The sequence below is a fragment of the Pseudanabaena mucicola FACHB-723 genome (genome assembly GCF_014696385.1).
In the GTDB taxonomy this organism is placed as follows: Bacteria; Cyanobacteriota; Cyanobacteriia; order Pseudanabaenales; family Pseudanabaenaceae; genus Pseudanabaena.
Genome location: NZ_JACJQB010000010.1, coordinates 53996 through 70074 on the forward strand (window position 1 = coordinate 53996; position 16079 = coordinate 70074).

Genomic DNA, 16079 nt, shown 5'->3' on the forward strand with positions numbered 1-16079 from the left:
TAATGTACTTAAAATGGGGTGCTATGAAACTCTCTAGCAAAAATCTAAATGAGCGCCTTGAGACGGTTTACGATGCGATCGTCGTTGGTGGTGGCATGGGCGGGCTATCGGCGGCAATCTATTTGGCTCGCTACGGTCTGAAATGCTTAGTGATTGAGAAGGGAAAAGGACGATCGCTATGGATGCAGGATCTGCGGAACTATGTAGGACTAGATCCCCATACCCCCGGCCGCGATATTTTAAACCATGCTACTAAGACTTCTTTAGATTGGGGAGCTGATCATCTGCGTGGCTATGTGGAAGAGGTAACCGATGAAGGTGAAACCTTTGCTGTTAAGGTAAAAGTTGGGAAAAAAGACAGCATTTATCCCATATTTCGCAGTAAGTATGTAGTTGCAGCTTCGGGCATTATTGACCATTTGCCTCAGCTAGAAGATATGCAGAATGTCTATGACTATGCTGGCTATACGCTTCATGTTTGTATGATCTGTGATGGCTTTGACATGTGGGATCAAAAAGCAGTGCTAATTGCGAATACGGAAGGGCAGATTGGGGCAGCTTTCGTATTGAACTGGTTCACGCCTTATATTTCTGTGCTGACCCATGGTTTGTGTTCTGTCAGCGATGCGATGAAGCAAAAATTAGCAGACCATGGCTATCCTCTGTACGAAGCACCGATCGCAAAATTTCATGGGGAAAACCATAAACTCAGTGGTGTAGAACTAACCGACGGTACAATCGTGGAAGCGACTACTGGTTTAGTGGGTATGGGTTCGATTTACCATAATCAATACCTCAAGGGTATCGAAGGCTTGGAATGGGATGGGCAGAGCCTTGTTACTAACGATATGTGCAAGACCAGTCACGATCGCATTTTTGCCCTTGGTGATTTGAAAAAAGGTTTGAATCAAGTGTCGATTGCAGTGGCTGATGGCACTTTGGCGGCAACTCAAATCTGGCGCAATATTCGCCGTGCGAGTGAGCCTCGGAAATGGGAAGAGAATATTAAACAGGCATAAAAAAAGCGCCGCAATGCGGCGCTTTTTTTATGCCTGTTTAAGGTTAGAGACTAACTGCGATCGCAATTTCATCATCTGCATATTTAGCCAGATCGATCAACTTGCCCTCTATGACCTCGCCATTAACCGTCATCTGTTTGACTTCGCAATGATTGGTCACGGTCAAAGAGAGAGTTTTACCGCGAAACTTGCGCTGGGCTGTAAATCCTGACCATGCCGCAGGAATTTTAGGATCGATAATCATGCCCTCAAAGGTGGGTTGAAATCCTAAAATATGATCGATGCCGATGCGTAACATCCATACAGCCGTACCTGTAAGCCATGAATGGCTTGCCTGACCTTGGGTTTCATGATCTGGGCTAGTCACATATTCAGGATAAACATAAGGCTCGGTTTCAAAGCGATCGCATTTTGCCTCAGTCGCCTGTGAGGAATTTATTGGCATCATGCGGCGATAGATTTCCCATGCAAATTCAGTATCACCATTGAGTAAAGAAGCTAGCACAAACCATGAAGAGGCATGGTTAAATACTGCGCCATTTTCTTTCTTGCCCGGCACACAACGGCTAATTAAACCTACTGTGTCATCAATTTCTGTAAACGATGGCGCAACGATTTGCATTCCAAAGGGAGTTGCTAAATATTCACGGCTACTTGCCATCGCTTTATCGGCGCGATCCTGTGGCGCGAGTTCGGAAATAACTGCCCATGATTGCGCGTTCAAAAAGATTTTGCCCTGAGTTGCGGCAGCTACGCCGATCGGTTCGCCATTGTCACGGAAGGCTCGTAAATACCATTCGCCATCCCAACAGATATCGTTAGTTACTTTGCGAAGATGCTCATAAAACTTTTGGAACCGTTCAAAAGCCTCGCGATCGCCTTGTTGTTCGCAGACTGGCAGAGATTTTTTGAGTACATACCCCAAGAAAAATGCGCCCCAAGTAGTTTCACCCTTGCCCTGTGAGCCAACATGGTCAAGGGTGTCATTCCAGTCACCTGTGAAAATGCGCGGCATTCCTCGCTCACCTGTATTTGCGATCGCAAAGTCCAGCGCTCTCACCAAATGTTCATATACTGTCCCTGACGTATCATCATGGTAATGCACCACTTCCTCAAGAATTGAAAAATCTCCTGTTTCCTTGAGATATTCCACAACCCCAAAGGGAATCCAAAGCGGTGTGTCGGAATGGTTAGTACGTTCTCCTGTATTGGTTAGTACAAAATAATTATGTAAAGTAGAACCATCCTTAAATTGGAAGTTCAAAGCTTTAAGCAATCTTTCTCTTACTCGCGCAGGATCGACCATTACTACGCCAAGAATATCTTGGAAGCGATCGCGCATTCCCGTCCCAAATAGCAATCCGCCGTGATAATAGCCCGAATTTCGCGCCATATCAAAAGTTACCGCCGCCTGATACTGGTTCCAGACATTAATCATCGCGTTAAATGCTTTATCGGGCGTTTGCACCTGCACACAGGACAAATGCTGACCCCATTTTTGTTTTAAATTATTGAAATAGTTGTCAACTATTTCAATAATCTTGTCCTCCTCTCCCAAGGGTGGAGAGGGACTAGGGGTGAGGACAGGACTTTCCCCCTTTGGCGCAATCTCTAAAACAACCGCAAAATCTACAGAACTATTTGCCGCCAGATTAATTTTCGATTGCAAAGCCACCACAGGATCACCTGCCGTAATCTCTGTATTTTGCATCACCCCAGTTTCCACCGCCACAGGATTCGCTTCCGATCGCCATCTGCCGATAAAAGTATCGAGACTACTATCAAAGCCTGAAATAGGAAGACTCTGGGAGAAATAAATTTGATACTTCCAATCAATATTTGGCTGCTTAACGGAAACTCCCTTATTCAAAACCCAATAGCGGCGAGTCGCAACTAATGCTTGTAGCTCCTGATCAAAATGAATGTCAGTAAAATGTTTGTCATTAGGTTGATTGATCTGATCATTCAACGCATTCCCCATCAACAATTCCAAGAAAGAATAAACTTCTAAATCTCGCGATTGTCCTGAAAGTTCCGTTAACTTCACGCGCCAAACTTCAGCATTGGTATCTGTTGGCACGAAATAAGTAATTTCCCCACGAATTCCATTAATCTCAGTTGTAATTGTGGTGTAACCCTGACCATGGCGACATTCATAAAAGTCATAATTCAAGTCAATCGTCGGAGCCCAACTCAGTGACCAATATTTCCCTGTTGCAGCATCTTTGACCATCACATAACGCCCCGGACGATCCCAAGGTAGGCAGTTATAGCGCATTCGGCTAATGCGGTTGTCCCGTGGCGATTCTAAAAAGCTAAATCCGCCGCCTGTATGAGAAATTAGCCCTGCATATTGGCTATTCCACATGTAGTTAAACCAAGGCCGCGGAGTGCGCGGATCTGTAATCACAAATTCCCGATAATCTTCGGTGTAATAGCCATATTGGTTTGCGATCGCCACAATGAAAAATGTTCCTATAGTTGATGGTTATTATTCATTGAACCATTATTTTTCAACTTCTCATCAAAATTGCGATCGCACAAATGCTCAACTCTCTTGGCTAATTTCAGTGTCATTTGTCAGGACCAGTCCACGATAAATTTTTGCGATCTCAAAGGTGAGATTAATGCTCTTTAGCTCGATCATGTCACCTTCTTTATAGTTAACAATTATCCATTCTCCATTCTCTTTTTTGTGATACAGGTCTATTTCAATGCTGGTGGAACTAACTAATAGATAGTCCTGCAATACAGGATTATTGGCATATAGTCGAAATTTACCGCCGCGATCGTAGGCTTCGGTACTAGGTGATAAAACTTCAACAATTAGGGATGGATAGGTAATGTATTGAGTAGTGGCTTTGTCGCGATCGTCACAGGTGACGCTGACATCGGGATAGGTGTAGTTTTGGGTTTTGACGATTTTTACGCGCAAGTCTGAGTTACTTACATCGCAACTACTGCCATCTAGGTGATTAGAGAATAAAGTAGTAAACCTAACTGCAATTAAGCTATGGTTTCTGCTACCGCCACTCATGGCATAGACTTGACCTTCGATATACTCGTGTTTGTGTAGCTGCTTTTCCTCCCAAGCAAAGTATTCTTGAGGAGTAAGCTGAGGAAATTTTTCTCTAGCTGCGATCATGTTTTTTCAGGGAGTAAGAGGTTTTTTACATTTTAATCGATCAAATTCACATCACCAAACAATGTAGGGGTTGAGCATTTGCGCCACTATTTCTCAATTCCCCATCAAAATCGCGATCACGCAAATGCTCAACCCTCTTGGCTGTAACCGATAAACTCTCCCTGCGGTTAGAGGTTTTGAGTAAATTAATTGTTATGGTTAGATACTTGAAATGATTGCATTTTTAATAGAATCAATGTATTCATCAATTTGCTGAATTGCTTGAGTATTGCTATTAGTTCCAATATCGCTTACTCCGTCACCAACCATTTCCCCAATTTTTGCCGCACCGACTCCTGATGCAAGAGTGATTGCACCAGCGATCGCTGTAGGGGGAAACAACATCAATGCTGCACCTGTAACCATTGCCGCTAGCCCCGCCCCCCCAGAAGCAAGTTTTGTAATTTCTCCTCCTGTTTGTACCTTGTTCATCGACAATTGCAATTCTGATTTCTGAGATTCGAGTTCTTGAATGATAAGCTTTGCTTCCTGTATTGTCATGTCAATTCCTTTCCACCTAATCGGTGTAGTTCTGGGGCGTTGACCAATTTCAACACGATTTTCTTCAATCAAAACTTGAACAAAGTTAACCAACTCTTCTCTATTCATTGAAACAACCTTTTTCCGACTAATTTTCGATCGTCTACTTTTGAACCGCCCTCAAAAACCGCTCTAATTTCTGCACCACTACGGTGTTGCCAAGAGTACGTGGCTCGAATATCATCAGTAGTCTCAATAACACTTAATTCTTGACCTTGCCTTCCAAGAATAAAAACAACTTCGGAATACTTCATGCCATTTTTAAGTGCTGCAAATTGACTATTTGTAAATGTCAAGCCAGCATTGTCTTCTAATTCTTTATAGTAACTATTGATAGCTCCTTGGATACACAAGCTATTCAAATTTATAACCCTACCTGATGATGTAATCATGTAGCAAAGTGGTAAGTTATTAGGCTCAGCTTTCAATGGCAATCCTGAGAAGAAGCTAAAATAAGCAACAGTTAATCCCGAAATAAGATACTTCATCTTATCCCCCTTACTATATTAGTTATACAAAGCTATACGAACATTGTAGGAAATTGCTTTATAAGGACAACAATCAAAGTTTGTCCTTATAAAGCAATTTCCACTATTTATCATCCGATGTGAGCATTGACCATAAGCCAACAGCTACACCAATACCAGCAACAACAGGTAATATGGGAGCGCTTGCAACCGCAGCAACTAAACCAGATGCCCCAGCCGCAACGCCAGCAGTGACAGTTGGAGCGATAAGCTTGGCAGAAATTTCAGCCATTCTACGTCCGTCATCTTTTTTACTCATCACTTTTTCCCATATTTGAAAGAATATATTTACTTTAGGCTAGTTTTAGTTAGCTAATACCTAGCTTTAGCTAATAGTTATGTTAGGATTTAGTTAGGAATTTATTCAGGTAATATTTATGACATTTACTGATGAACAGTTTCCGCAGGTTTTTACGGAGTGGGACTTAGAGACTCTGTATACCGATTTAGCTTCGGCTAAAGGGAGGCGTTTAACTCCTGTTGAAAAATTGCATTTGAGAGGATTGTTAGCGGGGCATAGTCCCTCGGAAATTGCCGAAAAGCTTAGTAAAAGTGCAAAAGGCGTAGAAGTAGATCTATGTAGTACCTTGTATCAGTACGTCAAAAATTTAGTTGGGAAGTCTAACGGCAAAGTTGATAATTGGAGAAGCATAACTGAATGGCTTGAAGGGGCTGGTTATAGAAAACAAATACCTGTTGAAGTAAATTCAGATGATCACTTCTCTGTAAAAATTTTAGTTAAAAGAGCGAATGTAGTTCTTGAGAAAAATCAAATAGCTATTGATATTAATTTGAGAATTATTGCTCCAACTTCATCAGAAAGTAGTATGTCCGAAGATATAGAAATTACACAGACTAATCCATCTTTGTCTATCGAATAAAGAAAGCTCCTAAAATACTGACTACCAGAGAAACAGAGATTCCCAACATGATTGAACTAACTTTTGAACAAAGACAAGATGTCATCAAACAAAGAGAAACTCCTCCCCGTGCGATTGACCCAGACACAGAAACAACCTATGTACTTATTCGCGAAGAAGTATATGCAAAAATAAAAGCAATTTTAATCGAAGAGCAGAATAATCAATTCTTTCAAGATATGTATCTTCCTGTCATGGAAACTTTCGGAAAAGAAGGCTGGGACGATCCAGCGATGGATATATATAACGATCTTGATCCGCGCAGACAATCATGAATATTCAACGAGGAGATATTGTGCTAGTTGATTATCCCTATACATCGAGTAGTGAAACTAAAGTTCGCCCCGTTCTTGTAATTCAGAACGATCGCGACAATCAACGCCTTAGAAATACAATCGTAGTCCAAATCACAAGCCAAACCCAACGCTCCTTAGAACCAACGCAATTATTAATCAAGATGGCATCGGGACTAAGACAAGATTCTGTAATTAATTGCGTCAATCTACTTACACTTACTAAAGATAAAATACTTAGAAAATTGGGACAGCTACCGAAGTCGTCACTCCAAAAAGTCAATGACTGTCTAAAAACTGCATTGGAATTAACCTAACAGAGTCATAGCAAATTATTGGGGAATGGCAATAGCAAATTTAGTGCTTGGGGAAATTGGTATAAAATGGATCAGCCTAACTATGATGGGAGCTTTATGGAGTACGATCAACTGCCTGTAGAAGAAAATTTTCAGGAAAATTACAATTTGTCTGAGCAAGAAGAATCTCTAGAAGTGATCAATCCCCTAGAAACTGACTCGGTGCAGGAAGAAAGTATCAATCCTGAAAATATTGATCAGATAATTGATCAGTCTACGGAGTCCAGTAACAATAATGCGATCGCAGATTATCACCCTCCCGAAGTTGCGGCGATTGCTTTAGCAGAGGTATCAGCAAACATAGAGAGCAATCTAGAGTCATCACAATTAGCAACTATCAATCAACTAAAGCAAGAAGAATCAGAACTCAAAGCCGAAATTGATCACCTCAAAACGACAAAATCAAAAGTTTTACAAGAGCAACTCGATGATCTACAGGCAGGAATTATTCGTTTAGCTCAAGCCGATGTAGCGCGACTGGAATATCAAAAGCAAGAACTACAAGCTGCGATCGCAGTTCTCGAAAAAAGAAAAGATCGACTCGACAAAGAAATGACCACCACCTACGCAGGCGCATCTCAAGATGTTGCCGTGCGCGTACAAGGCTTTAAGGATTATCTCGTTGGTAGTCTTCAAGACTTGGTTGCTAGTGCCGAAAAACTGAACCTAATTGCCCCCACAACTCAACCAGCAGTCGAGCCTGTCGTCTCCACAGAAAAGAAAACCGTCACCGAGCCTGAACCACTACTACTCTCAGAACAAACCTTTGCTGAATATAAACAACGGGTTGATCAGCTCTTAGATCGTTATCGTACCTTGCCCGATTATTATGGCCCCGCATGGAAACTTCGCCGCACCTTTGAACAGGTTCATGCCGATCGGGTATCCAAATGGTTTTTTGAGCAGTCAGGACGTGGTGCAATTAGAACTATGGGAACGCGATTACAAAATATCCTAGTGACTTCGGCAGCAATCTCAGTGTTGAAGGCGGTCTATGGCGACAAGCTAAGGGTATTGGTACTAGCGACATCTCCCGAACGCCTTGGCGAATGGCGACGTGGATTTCAAGACTGTCTGGGCTTAACCAGAGAGCATTTTGGTTCAGACAAAGGAATTGCTCTGTTTGAAGATCCTGAGCCTCTAGCCACTAAAGGCGATCGCCTAGTCAAAGAAAACTTACTGCCCCTTGTGGTCATCGATGAATCAGAAGAATTGATTGCCGTTGATTTATTGCGATTCCCTCTCTTGATAGCCTTTGGTGGCGCACCCGAAGCCAGACCGACACAGCCATCTAGCTATATGAATCGTGACCTTGGTCGAGATACTAGCCGCGAAAACATCAATAGCCGTGAAGTTTCCCGCGACAATTATCGTGATACTAGCCGCGACTACACAGCGAGAGATCGTAATAGCAGCCGTGATTATGGGGCTGGCTCTCGCGATTATCCAGAGCGTAGCTATCCCGATCGCGACTATGGCAATCGTGGTAGAAACAACAATCAAGATTCTGATTGGGATTGGTAATTTACCAAAATAAAAGGGAAGCCCGTTGAGCTTCCCTTCTTTAATTAAAAATGGCTACGTCATTTTTAATTAAGATATTACTTCTTGGCTGGGGCAACCTGCGGCGCGGCAGGTTGTTGGCTATTTTTGATGATGTACTCGAAAGAGTTGCGAGATGGAACAAACTGAAATCTGTCAACTTCAGGGTTTTTCTTGCTATCTTCTGACACCATCAAATCTAGGACTTGAAATATAGATACAACTTGAATCTTGGTATCTTTAGCGACATTGGGTTGCTCTTTATTAGCGCGATCGAGCAGGTTTTGCAAATCATTCTTGTCAAGGAAGAATGGAACAACCTGCTCCTTTTTGCCGTTTTGATCAATATTCATCGTCAACAAACCTTGGTTATTAGCCTGATTGTTGATGGCAAAAAATACTGGCACATTTGGCACTTGATCTGCGGCTACTCCTTGAGCAGTCAAAATAGTTCTTGCGGAATCAATACTTGCCTTAGAAGGAATAAATTGGAAAGCTACTGTTTTATCTTTGTTTCCCCGAATCACCTGATAGGCTTCATTCATTGATCGGACAACGATTTGGGCTTTCTTGCCAACAGCAGGATTAGATTGTTGCACACGAGTCAGCATCCCTTGTGCATCGTCGGGACTGAGGAAGAAAAATAGAAGTTGATCAGGATCTCCTGGTTTCTTTTGCTGTGCAGGTAAAGCCCCTAAAAGAGGTGATCCCTTATCATCAGTAATCGTAAAAACAGGAATGCTGCCCAGTCTCTCTAGGGCTTGCGCTTCGGTAAGAGCTTCAGCTTTCATGGTGAGCATAGGGCTAAGCATGATTGCCCCTGACACACCAACGGTGGTTGCTAGATTAACCAACGATTTAGATATAAACATTATTTCTCCTAGCCAGAACGTTAATTATGGATACTACTTAGAATCTGCGTCTACTATAAACGGGCGCATGAACAAGACATGAAAGGGTAATAGTTGGCTAAAAATTACTTGCCCGCAACTTTAGCAATATCTCAATACAAAATACAACCTTTTTAGACAGTCTTCATCATGCCTGTTTTTAAATTTGCAGGGGTAGAATCTTACTTTCTAAGACTCGCATATGATAAGTATAGTTCCTAATATATCTTGCTATTCGCGATTTCTATCCCAGACACAACGGATCGATTATGCCCAGTGACATGCCCAATGACGTGATGCCACCAGACGAGAATTTCTTCAGTTTTGATGAAATATTTGAAGAGCTAAATTATCGCCAAGCGCAGCGAACCCTGAGAGATATTGTGGCAAATCTTGACTTATCAGAAAGAGAACGACGGGGACTAGAGGAACCATTGGAAGAACTTCAGCAAATGCTGGATAAATTAGAACGTCAAGTATTACAAATAGCTGTTTTCGGTATGGTGGGACGGGGTAAGTCATCGGTACTTAATGCCCTAATGGGAGGGCAAGTGTTTGAGACTGGCCCCCTGCATGGTGTGACTGTTAATCGTCAAGCTGCCGAGTGGCAGATCTCACGGGAGGTGATGCAAACCAATGGCAATCGAACTATTCTAAAAGCTTCGTTTCAGGGCAAAGGGGCAGCAAGGATTGAATTGATTGACACGCCCGGAATTGATGAAGTGGATGGGGAAGGTCGAGCGGAACTGGCGAAGCGCATTGCCCAACAAGCCGATTTGATCCTATTCATTGTAGCGGGTGATATGACCAAGGTTGAATATGATGCGCTTTCGGAGTTACGGAGTGCGAGTAAGCCAATTTTGTTGGTTTTTAACAAAATTGATCAATATCCCCCTGAAGATCGCATCGCCATCTATGCCAAGATTCGTGACCATCGGGTGCGGGAGTTGTTGACTGAGGACGAGATTGTGATGACGGCGGCTTCGCCTTTAGTGGCAAAGGCGATTCGTCAGCCCGATGGATCATTTGAGGCAGAGTTAGTCAATGGCAAACCACAAGTCGAAGATTTGAAGTTAAAAATTTTGGAGGTGCTGGATCGGGAGGGCAAGTCTCTGATTGCTTTAAATACCATGATGTTTGCGGATATGGTGCAGGAGCGAGTCGTGCAGCGCAAAATGTTTGTGCGCGATCGCCAAGCTAATCGCATCATTTGGAATTGTGTGGTGACCCAAGCTGTTGCGATCGCAGTTAATCCTTTTACGGTGATTGATGTGATTAGTGCCGCTGTAATTGATGTTTCGATGATTGTGGCGCTTTCTAAGTTTTATGGTATCAACATGAGCAATCGCGGAGCGATTTCCTTAATGCAGAAAATTGCGATCGCAATGGGGGGAATCAGTGCTAGTGAGTTTCTCGCTAATTTTGGGTTGAGTTCGCTTAAAGGTTTGCTGGGGGTAACTGCACCTGTTACTGGGGGCTTAACGCTAGGTGGTTATGTATCAATTGCGATCGCACAAGCAGGGGTAGCGGGATTTTCTACTTATGCCTTGGGATTAGTAACAAAGGAATATCTTGCCAATGGTGCATCATGGGGGGCAGATGGGCCGAAAGCAGTGGTAAAAAGAATTTTAGATACTATCGATGAGGATTCAATTTTGGCAAGAATAAAAGATGAACTCCGCGCTAAAATAGATTTGCGGAGGCTGAGAAAAGTTTAGAGGTGGTCACCAAGTTACCAGATTGTTTGAACTGGATACTGCGCGATCGCGCTATCTACCGTTATTAAAGAAAAATTTTCAACAAGGCTTTGAGCAACTAATAGTCGGTCAAATGGATCTTTATGCAAGTTGGGTAAGCTATTTATTTCTAAGATATGAGATATTTGAACAGGTAAAATCTCGAACTGATTAGAAGCAATACGAGTGAGGATATAAATTTCTGGTGGTTCACATAGTGATAGTTTCCCAATACCAACTTTAATAATAATTTCCCAAGCACTGACAACGCTAAGGTAAATATCATTATCTGGATTGGTAATAATATTTTTGGCGGTTACGGATATTTGTGGATCATCGGCAATCCACCAAAGAAACGTATGAGTATCAAGTAATACTTTCATGATCTTTAACCAAGAAAGTCAACAAGAATATCGTCGGGCAATGGTGCATTAAAGTCGGGAGCAATAGAAATTTTGCCTTTGTCTTGACCTGCTACGCGAGGTTGTCGTTTTCGCTGGCTGGGTGTAATTGTGGCGACTGCTATGCCGTTTTCACAGATGATAATTTCTTCGCCAAGCAGAACTCGCCGCATTAGTTGGGAAAATTGCTGATTGGCTTCGGGTATGGTGACAGTGATGGTCATAGATTTGTAGGGGAGAGATCGCTTATTAAAGATAAAGTATGTAGTTCATTTTTCTATAAATCTAAACTTAAAAATTCCATACATGATCTGGATCATCAAGAGATTTTTTGACTTGTGTTAAGTCCGCTAAATCTTTAAAAGGACTGGACTTGGCTATCTCAGTGATTGAATTGAGAGCCAAAGTTAACTGTTCACTATCAGCATTTTTTATTGCTTGATCAACTTTTTGGAATAGAAAACGAAAATTGCTAGCACGTTCGTCAAATGTTCGCTCAAGATAATCGAGCATAACATCACACTGGGATTCAATTTGAGCAATTGTTGTCTTTTCGCAGGCTTCAATACTACGCCGTTTTGTTTTCTCTTGTTCTGAAACTATTTTGTATTCGGTGTAAGCTGTCATAATCTCTTGAAAGCATTGCATTGTGTCTTTATTGCCAATCAATACTTCGGTATAAACTTTTTTGTCTTTCATTATTTATTGCCCGACAAATTTCGATACTTATCCAAAATCTTGACAATTCCCAAATTAAGCTGACCTTTAGGGTTCAGGACAGGAGTTTTTAGGATTTCTATAAGTCCCTTCATGAGAAGACCGATCTGTTGAAACTTTTCAGCATCTATCTGGCTGGGAATCAGATACATGAGCCTCTAGATAATCCAGTCCTATGATGATTCGAGAATTAATTTCTTCAAACACTCCTCTTAGTTCAGTAATCCTTGACCTTACCTGTTGAGCAAACTCTCCAGCAACTTCCATTTCAGCAATCGCCACATTAACTTGTGCTTCATATTGTCGCGCTCTTGTCATGGCTTTTTCTCCTTCACGAGCAGCAAAAAAGCCTCCAATCGCCAGAGCTGGAACAACTGTGATACTACCAAGCACAATCGCTCCCACCGCCATCCCACCCCCACCTGCTGCAATTGCTCCACCACCAAACCAAGCTAAGGTAGCATTCCACGCAGCTGCGCCACTGAGAGATGAAATAGCTGTCCCAGTGCTTGCCGCCCCTATTGATGTAGCTACACCAATAGCGCCAGTGTATCCAGCAGTTGCAGCAGTTGCGGATTTAACTGCTCCCATAAGGTACTTCTCAGCATTTACTGTTGCGGCTTTGTATTCATTGATCTGCTGAACTGAAAAATCTATTCCTTCTAAGATCTGTTTGTCACTTTCTGAAGTCCTCCGACCAGAGTTTTCAAGGAAGTTGATGAAGCGCTTAACCGTGCTGGTCATGACATAGAGCTGAATATCTCCGTATCTCTCAGCCAATCTGTTTGTAGTTGTCTCATCTTTCTTTAAATTTTCAAAAGCGCTTTCATATCGAATCTTGGCTTCTTGAGCGACTCTTTTGGCTTTCTGCCCAGGGTAAAATGAAGGCATAAAATAACCTTTACTATTTGTGTTTGACTACATCGCACCAAATTACGCTGCATTCTCAATATTCTAAAGAAACAAGACAATATTATCTATGATCAATAGTTAATGAATTGTGAAATTTTACTGGTTCATTGCCACAACTATAGATTTCAAGAAATGACCTTAATATTCTTGCTTTTTTAAGCTTGGTACTACCAACAAAGTAAGGCGCTGGTCAACTAAATCGTGATCGGTGTATTTGCGTCTTTTTTCTCGGCATGAAATGGACATTTCAGAAACCATCCCACATTAGCTGACCAGTGCCACAACGTAATTATAGTAATTTACAGATTTAAATGTAAATTATTTAAAATTTAGATTTAGCATAATCACCTATTTTGTATGATCCTCCCAAAGAAAATAGCTAGATCCAAAAATGGAAAGTGAGCAAAGCTAAAATTGACCTGAGAAGGTTGAGGAAAGTTTGATACATTAAGGTGCAGCTTCACCTAACGGCAATCAATTTTTTTGCAATATACTTGAATTATCGAGCAAGACATCTAACAAGATAACTATCAAAGAAAAAACTCTACATAGGCAAGTAAATGATTGGCTATCGGTTATCGAACCATGCAATCAAACAAATAAGCGATCGCGAGATACCCATTGAATTACTAGAGCAAGTGGTAAACACACCTGAGCAAGTAATACGACAGGACGATAGAAGTAAGATTTACCAATCAAAATTTATAGGATCAAACTATAAAACCTATCTGCTCAGGGTATTTGTTAACGATTCTGTAGAGCCAATTACGATTATCTCAGTTTATTTGACTAGTAAAGTTACAAAGTATTGGGAGTAATTATGAAATCAGCCTATGATCCCACAATCGATGCACTATACATTCGTTGGACAGAATCCAAAATTGCCGAAAGTGATGAAGTTGGCGGTGTGATTTTGGACTATGACGAACAAGGAAATGTGATTGGTGTTGAAGTTTTAAACGCATCTCAGAAAATAACAGGACTGACACCTAAGCGTGAATTGATCGGAAACTTATCGGTTGGCTAACAAACATTGTCTTACAGATGATCGCTACCAACAAGATGAGCTTTCATTTGTCCTTAGAGCGATCGCACTATGACAGCATAAGTCTGTACCTCAAGGGGCATTGGCTGCTAGACTAACATAAGCAAAATTTAACGATTAGTAATATAAGTATTGAATCGATGCCTCAAGACACTGTTGCGAATGTTGCGACCTCTGCACTGAATATCACCACAGACGAAGCACTTACCATCTATGAAGATATGGTACTAGGGCGCACTTTCGAGGACAAGTGCGCGGAGATGTACTATCGCGGAAGAATGTTTGGATTTGTCCACTTATACAATGGTCAAGAAGCCGTCGCTAGTGGCGTAATCAAAGCCATGCGTCGCGATGACTATGTATGTAGCACTTACCGCGATCACGTCCATGCGCTGAGTGCAGGTGTCACCGCCAATGAAGTGATGGCAGAATTGTTTGGCAAAGAGACAGGATGTAGCAAGGGACGCGGCGGCTCAATGCATATTTTCTCAGCCAAGAATAACTTTTTGGGCGGCTATGCGTTTGTTTCTGAGGGGATTCCTGTTGCATCGGGTGCAGCATTTCAGTCTAAGTATCGCCGCGAAGTGATGGGCGATCCTAATGCTGACCAAGTGACGGCTTGTTTCTTTGGTGATGGTGCTAGTAACAATGGTCAGTTTTACGAAACCCTGAACATGGCGGCTTTGTGGAAGTTGCCAATTATTTTTGTGATTGAAAATAATGATTGGGCAATTGGGATGAAACACCATCGTGCCACTTCCGATGTCAGGATTCACAAAAAAGCTGAAGCCTTTGGAATGCCGGGGTTTGAAGTCGATGGTATGGATGTATTAGCTGTACGTGAATATGCACAGGAAGCAATTCGTCGCGCCCGTGCTGGTGAAGGTCCAACGGTTTTGGAATGTATGACTTATCGTTTTAGAGGTCACTCTTTGGCTGACCCTGACGAGCTACGCAGCAAAGAAGATAAAGACAAGTGGTTTGGACGCGATCCGATCAAAATCTTTGCTAGTCGAATTCTTGAGCATGGATTAGTGGAAGAAGCTCAATTGAAGGCGATTGACAAGAAAATTCGTGAGATTGTCGAGGAATGTGTACGCTTTGCGGAAACATCTCCAGAGCCAGATCCTAAGGATCTATTCCGCTATCAGTTTGCAGAAGACGAATAACTAAAAAAGGGAAGCACTTTAGTGCTTCCCTTTTTTCGCTAAATTTTACATCGCGATATTTGAGCCAAGTCCCAATCAACTTCGTCCATGACTGCATGGGAAAAATCGCAATTAACTAATGTTGCCCTGTGAAACGAGGCTTTGGTGAGGTTGGCATACTGAAACCTTGTGCCAATAATATTGTTGCGTGATGGATTGATGGTGAAGCGTAATAAATAAAGGCTTCCAAAAATTTGCAATGACTCGATCGCAAAAAATCCTAGTAATGCCAGCAAGGTATTAAATCGTAAAGAATCAGCAATCGCATTGAAAGCTCCAGAAACTAATATTTTTGCGAAAGTAGAGCCAAAGAATCCAGAGACAAAGGCAATCATCAGCGAAATGAGTACAGCCAAAAAAGTGCCGCGCATACCTGCGATCGCAAATCTACCTGTAAAGGCGATCGCAAAGCTCACGGCAAAAATCACAATGGCAAAAAATGCCACCCCATAAACGGTTTCGCTATTATTTGCCGATAGCCCAAAGAGCAGTAAAGCGCCAAAGGTAACCATCAAAATGCTAGCAATCATGGCAGTTCCTGCAAACATGAGTGCCATCGCAAAACCATTGAGACTTGCGATCGCATTTTGGCGTGGGCTGCGACCTGCACGCACATTCGCAAAGTTAGCCGACTTTAATTGCGATCGGCAAAAATTACAGCCACGAATATCTGCGCCGCTAAAGTTCGCACCAATGAGATTCTTGCCCTTAAAATCGCGATCGCGTAAATTTTGATTTGCAAAATTGAGACTTTGACCCATATTGCCCTGTCATAAACGAACAGAGTTA

At 42.1% G+C, this 16079-nt stretch carries 20 protein-coding genes; 9 read left to right on the forward strand and 11 right to left on the reverse strand.

Annotation, left to right across the window (positions count from 1 at the left end; all coding sequences use genetic code 11):
• Positions 1 to 23: 23 nt before the first annotated feature.
• Positions 24 to 1019, forward strand: coding sequence for an NAD(P)/FAD-dependent oxidoreductase (locus H6F41_RS07465; protein ID WP_190402847.1), 996 nt, complete (start codon positions 24 to 26; stop codon positions 1017 to 1019).
• Between the two features lie 43 nt (positions 1020 to 1062).
• On the opposite strand, the gene H6F41_RS19250 is transcribed toward H6F41_RS07465, so the two are convergent.
• The 5 genes from H6F41_RS19250 to H6F41_RS07490 form a co-directional block, all read right to left on the reverse strand.
• Positions 1063 to 3480: a GH36-type glycosyl hydrolase domain-containing protein gene (locus H6F41_RS19250; RefSeq protein ID WP_190402848.1), complete on the reverse strand. Its 2418-nt coding sequence runs from the start codon at positions 3478 to 3480 to the stop codon at positions 1063 to 1065.
• 87 nt (positions 3481 to 3567) lie between these two features.
• Positions 3568 to 4164, reverse strand: coding sequence for a Uma2 family endonuclease (locus tag H6F41_RS07475; RefSeq protein ID WP_190402849.1), 597 nt, complete (start codon positions 4162 to 4164; stop codon positions 3568 to 3570).
• A gap of 198 nt (positions 4165 to 4362) precedes the next feature.
• Positions 4363 to 4812, reverse strand: a complete 450-nt coding sequence (locus H6F41_RS07480; RefSeq protein ID WP_190402850.1) for a hypothetical protein — start codon at positions 4810 to 4812, stop codon at positions 4363 to 4365.
• Positions 4809 to 5231 (reverse strand): hypothetical protein, encoded by a 423-nt coding sequence (locus H6F41_RS07485; RefSeq protein WP_190402851.1) that lies wholly within the window; start codon positions 5229 to 5231, stop codon positions 4809 to 4811. Before H6F41_RS07485 ends, H6F41_RS07480 begins: the two co-directional genes overlap by 4 nt.
• Before the next feature lie 103 nt (positions 5232 to 5334).
• Positions 5335 to 5502: a hypothetical protein gene (locus tag H6F41_RS07490; protein ID WP_190402852.1), complete on the reverse strand. Its 168-nt coding sequence runs from the start codon at positions 5500 to 5502 to the stop codon at positions 5335 to 5337.
• Positions 5503 to 5647: 145 nt separating this feature from the next.
• Between H6F41_RS07490 and H6F41_RS07495 the strand changes: the two genes are divergently transcribed.
• The 4 genes from H6F41_RS07495 (at position 5648) to H6F41_RS07510 (ending at position 8363) form a co-directional block, all read left to right on the forward strand.
• The gene (locus H6F41_RS07495) at positions 5648 to 6151 is read left to right on the forward strand and encodes a helix-turn-helix transcriptional regulator (protein WP_190402853.1); all 504 of its coding nucleotides are present in this window, start codon (positions 5648 to 5650) and stop codon (positions 6149 to 6151) included.
• Positions 6152 to 6198: 47 nt separating this feature from the next.
• A complete protein-coding gene (locus H6F41_RS07500; RefSeq protein ID WP_190402854.1) occupies positions 6199 to 6465 on the forward strand; it encodes a hypothetical protein in 267 nt (88 codons plus the stop codon).
• On the forward strand, positions 6462 to 6800 hold the full coding sequence (locus tag H6F41_RS07505) for a type II toxin-antitoxin system PemK/MazF family toxin (RefSeq protein ID WP_190402855.1): 339 nt from the start codon (positions 6462 to 6464) through the stop codon (positions 6798 to 6800). The genes H6F41_RS07500 and H6F41_RS07505 overlap by 4 nt, the downstream gene beginning before the upstream one ends.
• A gap of 66 nt (positions 6801 to 6866) precedes the next feature.
• Positions 6867 to 8363, forward strand: a complete 1497-nt coding sequence (locus H6F41_RS07510; protein WP_242022957.1) for a DUF3086 domain-containing protein — start codon at positions 6867 to 6869, stop codon at positions 8361 to 8363.
• 77 nt (positions 8364 to 8440) lie between these two features.
• On the opposite strand, the gene H6F41_RS07515 is transcribed toward H6F41_RS07510, so the two are convergent.
• Positions 8441 to 9253 carry a Tic22 family protein gene (locus H6F41_RS07515; protein WP_190402856.1) on the reverse strand — a complete coding sequence of 271 codons (813 nt, stop codon included), beginning with the start codon at positions 9251 to 9253 and terminating at the stop codon, positions 8441 to 8443.
• Between the two features lie 287 nt (positions 9254 to 9540).
• On the opposite strand from H6F41_RS07515, the gene H6F41_RS07520 reads away from it, so the two are divergent.
• A complete protein-coding gene (locus tag H6F41_RS07520; RefSeq protein ID WP_242022958.1) occupies positions 9541 to 10989 on the forward strand; it encodes a GTP-binding protein in 1449 nt (482 codons plus the stop codon).
• Between the two features lie 14 nt (positions 10990 to 11003).
• Here the strand turns inward: H6F41_RS07520 and H6F41_RS07525 are convergent, their stop codons facing one another.
• The 4 genes from H6F41_RS07525 to H6F41_RS07540 all read right to left on the reverse strand — a co-directional run bounded on the left by H6F41_RS07525 (position 11004) and on the right by H6F41_RS07540 (position 13016).
• Complete coding sequence (locus tag H6F41_RS07525) at positions 11004 to 11390, reverse strand: type II toxin-antitoxin system VapC family toxin (protein WP_190402857.1); 387 nt, start codon at positions 11388 to 11390, stop codon at positions 11004 to 11006.
• Between the two features lie 5 nt (positions 11391 to 11395).
• Positions 11396 to 11632, reverse strand: coding sequence for a type II toxin-antitoxin system Phd/YefM family antitoxin (locus tag H6F41_RS07530; RefSeq protein ID WP_190402858.1), 237 nt, complete (start codon positions 11630 to 11632; stop codon positions 11396 to 11398).
• Positions 11633 to 11699: 67 nt separating this feature from the next.
• Positions 11700 to 12107 (reverse strand): hypothetical protein, encoded by a 408-nt coding sequence (locus H6F41_RS07535; RefSeq protein WP_190402859.1) that lies wholly within the window; start codon positions 12105 to 12107, stop codon positions 11700 to 11702.
• 138 nt (positions 12108 to 12245) lie between these two features.
• Positions 12246 to 13016, reverse strand: a complete 771-nt coding sequence (locus H6F41_RS07540; RefSeq protein ID WP_190402860.1) for a hypothetical protein — start codon at positions 13014 to 13016, stop codon at positions 12246 to 12248.
• Between the two features lie 581 nt (positions 13017 to 13597).
• Between H6F41_RS07540 and H6F41_RS19335 the strand changes: the two genes are divergently transcribed.
• From H6F41_RS19335 to pdhA, 3 genes are all read left to right on the forward strand, one after another.
• Positions 13598 to 13855, forward strand: coding sequence for a DUF4258 domain-containing protein (locus H6F41_RS19335; RefSeq protein WP_190402861.1), 258 nt, complete (start codon positions 13598 to 13600; stop codon positions 13853 to 13855).
• Between the two features lie 2 nt (positions 13856 to 13857).
• Positions 13858 to 14064 (forward strand): DUF2283 domain-containing protein, encoded by a 207-nt coding sequence (locus H6F41_RS07550; RefSeq protein ID WP_190402862.1) that lies wholly within the window; start codon positions 13858 to 13860, stop codon positions 14062 to 14064.
• 158 nt (positions 14065 to 14222) lie between these two features.
• Positions 14223 to 15251, forward strand: coding sequence for a pyruvate dehydrogenase (acetyl-transferring) E1 component subunit alpha (pdhA, locus tag H6F41_RS07555; RefSeq protein ID WP_190402863.1), 1029 nt, complete (start codon positions 14223 to 14225; stop codon positions 15249 to 15251).
• Positions 15252 to 15289: 38 nt separating this feature from the next.
• Here the strand turns inward: pdhA and H6F41_RS07560 are convergent, their stop codons facing one another.
• Positions 15290 to 16051: a pentapeptide repeat-containing protein gene (locus H6F41_RS07560; RefSeq protein ID WP_190402864.1), complete on the reverse strand. Its 762-nt coding sequence runs from the start codon at positions 16049 to 16051 to the stop codon at positions 15290 to 15292.
• Positions 16052 to 16079: the final 28 nt, after the last annotated feature.

Bases quoted from the DNA above. Each gene is read 5' to 3' on its own strand.
- H6F41_RS07465 (WP_190402847.1), top strand. From the start codon at position 24: ATGAAACTCTCTAGCAAAAATCTAAATGAGCGCCTTGAGACGGTTTAC.
- H6F41_RS07475 (WP_190402849.1), bottom strand. From the start codon at position 4,164: ATGATCGCAGCTAGAGAAAAATTTCCTCAGCTTACTCCTCAAGAATAC.
- H6F41_RS07480 (WP_190402850.1), bottom strand. From the start codon at position 4,812: ATGAATAGAGAAGAGTTGGTTAACTTTGTTCAAGTTTTGATTGAAGAA.
- H6F41_RS07485 (WP_190402851.1), bottom strand. From the start codon at position 5,231: ATGAAGTATCTTATTTCGGGATTAACTGTTGCTTATTTTAGCTTCTTC.
- H6F41_RS07490 (WP_190402852.1), bottom strand. From the start codon at position 5,502: ATGGCTGAAATTTCTGCCAAGCTTATCGCTCCAACTGTCACTGCTGGC.
- H6F41_RS07495 (WP_190402853.1), top strand. From the start codon at position 5,648: ATGACATTTACTGATGAACAGTTTCCGCAGGTTTTTACGGAGTGGGAC.
- H6F41_RS07500 (WP_190402854.1), top strand. From the start codon at position 6,199: ATGATTGAACTAACTTTTGAACAAAGACAAGATGTCATCAAACAAAGA.
- H6F41_RS07505 (WP_190402855.1), top strand. From the start codon at position 6,462: ATGAATATTCAACGAGGAGATATTGTGCTAGTTGATTATCCCTATACA.
- H6F41_RS07510 (WP_242022957.1), top strand. From the start codon at position 6,867: ATGGATCAGCCTAACTATGATGGGAGCTTTATGGAGTACGATCAACTG.
- H6F41_RS07515 (WP_190402856.1), bottom strand. From the start codon at position 9,253: ATGTTTATATCTAAATCGTTGGTTAATCTAGCAACCACCGTTGGTGTG.
- H6F41_RS07520 (WP_242022958.1), top strand. From the start codon at position 9,541: ATGCCCAGTGACATGCCCAATGACGTGATGCCACCAGACGAGAATTTC.
- H6F41_RS07525 (WP_190402857.1), bottom strand. From the start codon at position 11,390: ATGAAAGTATTACTTGATACTCATACGTTTCTTTGGTGGATTGCCGAT.
- H6F41_RS07530 (WP_190402858.1), bottom strand. From the start codon at position 11,632: ATGACCATCACTGTCACCATACCCGAAGCCAATCAGCAATTTTCCCAA.
- H6F41_RS07535 (WP_190402859.1), bottom strand. From the start codon at position 12,107: ATGAAAGACAAAAAAGTTTATACCGAAGTATTGATTGGCAATAAAGAC.
- H6F41_RS07540 (WP_190402860.1), bottom strand. From the start codon at position 13,016: ATGCCTTCATTTTACCCTGGGCAGAAAGCCAAAAGAGTCGCTCAAGAA.
- H6F41_RS19335 (WP_190402861.1), top strand. From the start codon at position 13,598: ATGATTGGCTATCGGTTATCGAACCATGCAATCAAACAAATAAGCGAT.
- H6F41_RS07550 (WP_190402862.1), top strand. From the start codon at position 13,858: ATGAAATCAGCCTATGATCCCACAATCGATGCACTATACATTCGTTGG.
- pdhA (WP_190402863.1), top strand. From the start codon at position 14,223: ATGCCTCAAGACACTGTTGCGAATGTTGCGACCTCTGCACTGAATATC.
- H6F41_RS07560 (WP_190402864.1), bottom strand. From the start codon at position 16,051: ATGGGTCAAAGTCTCAATTTTGCAAATCAAAATTTACGCGATCGCGAT.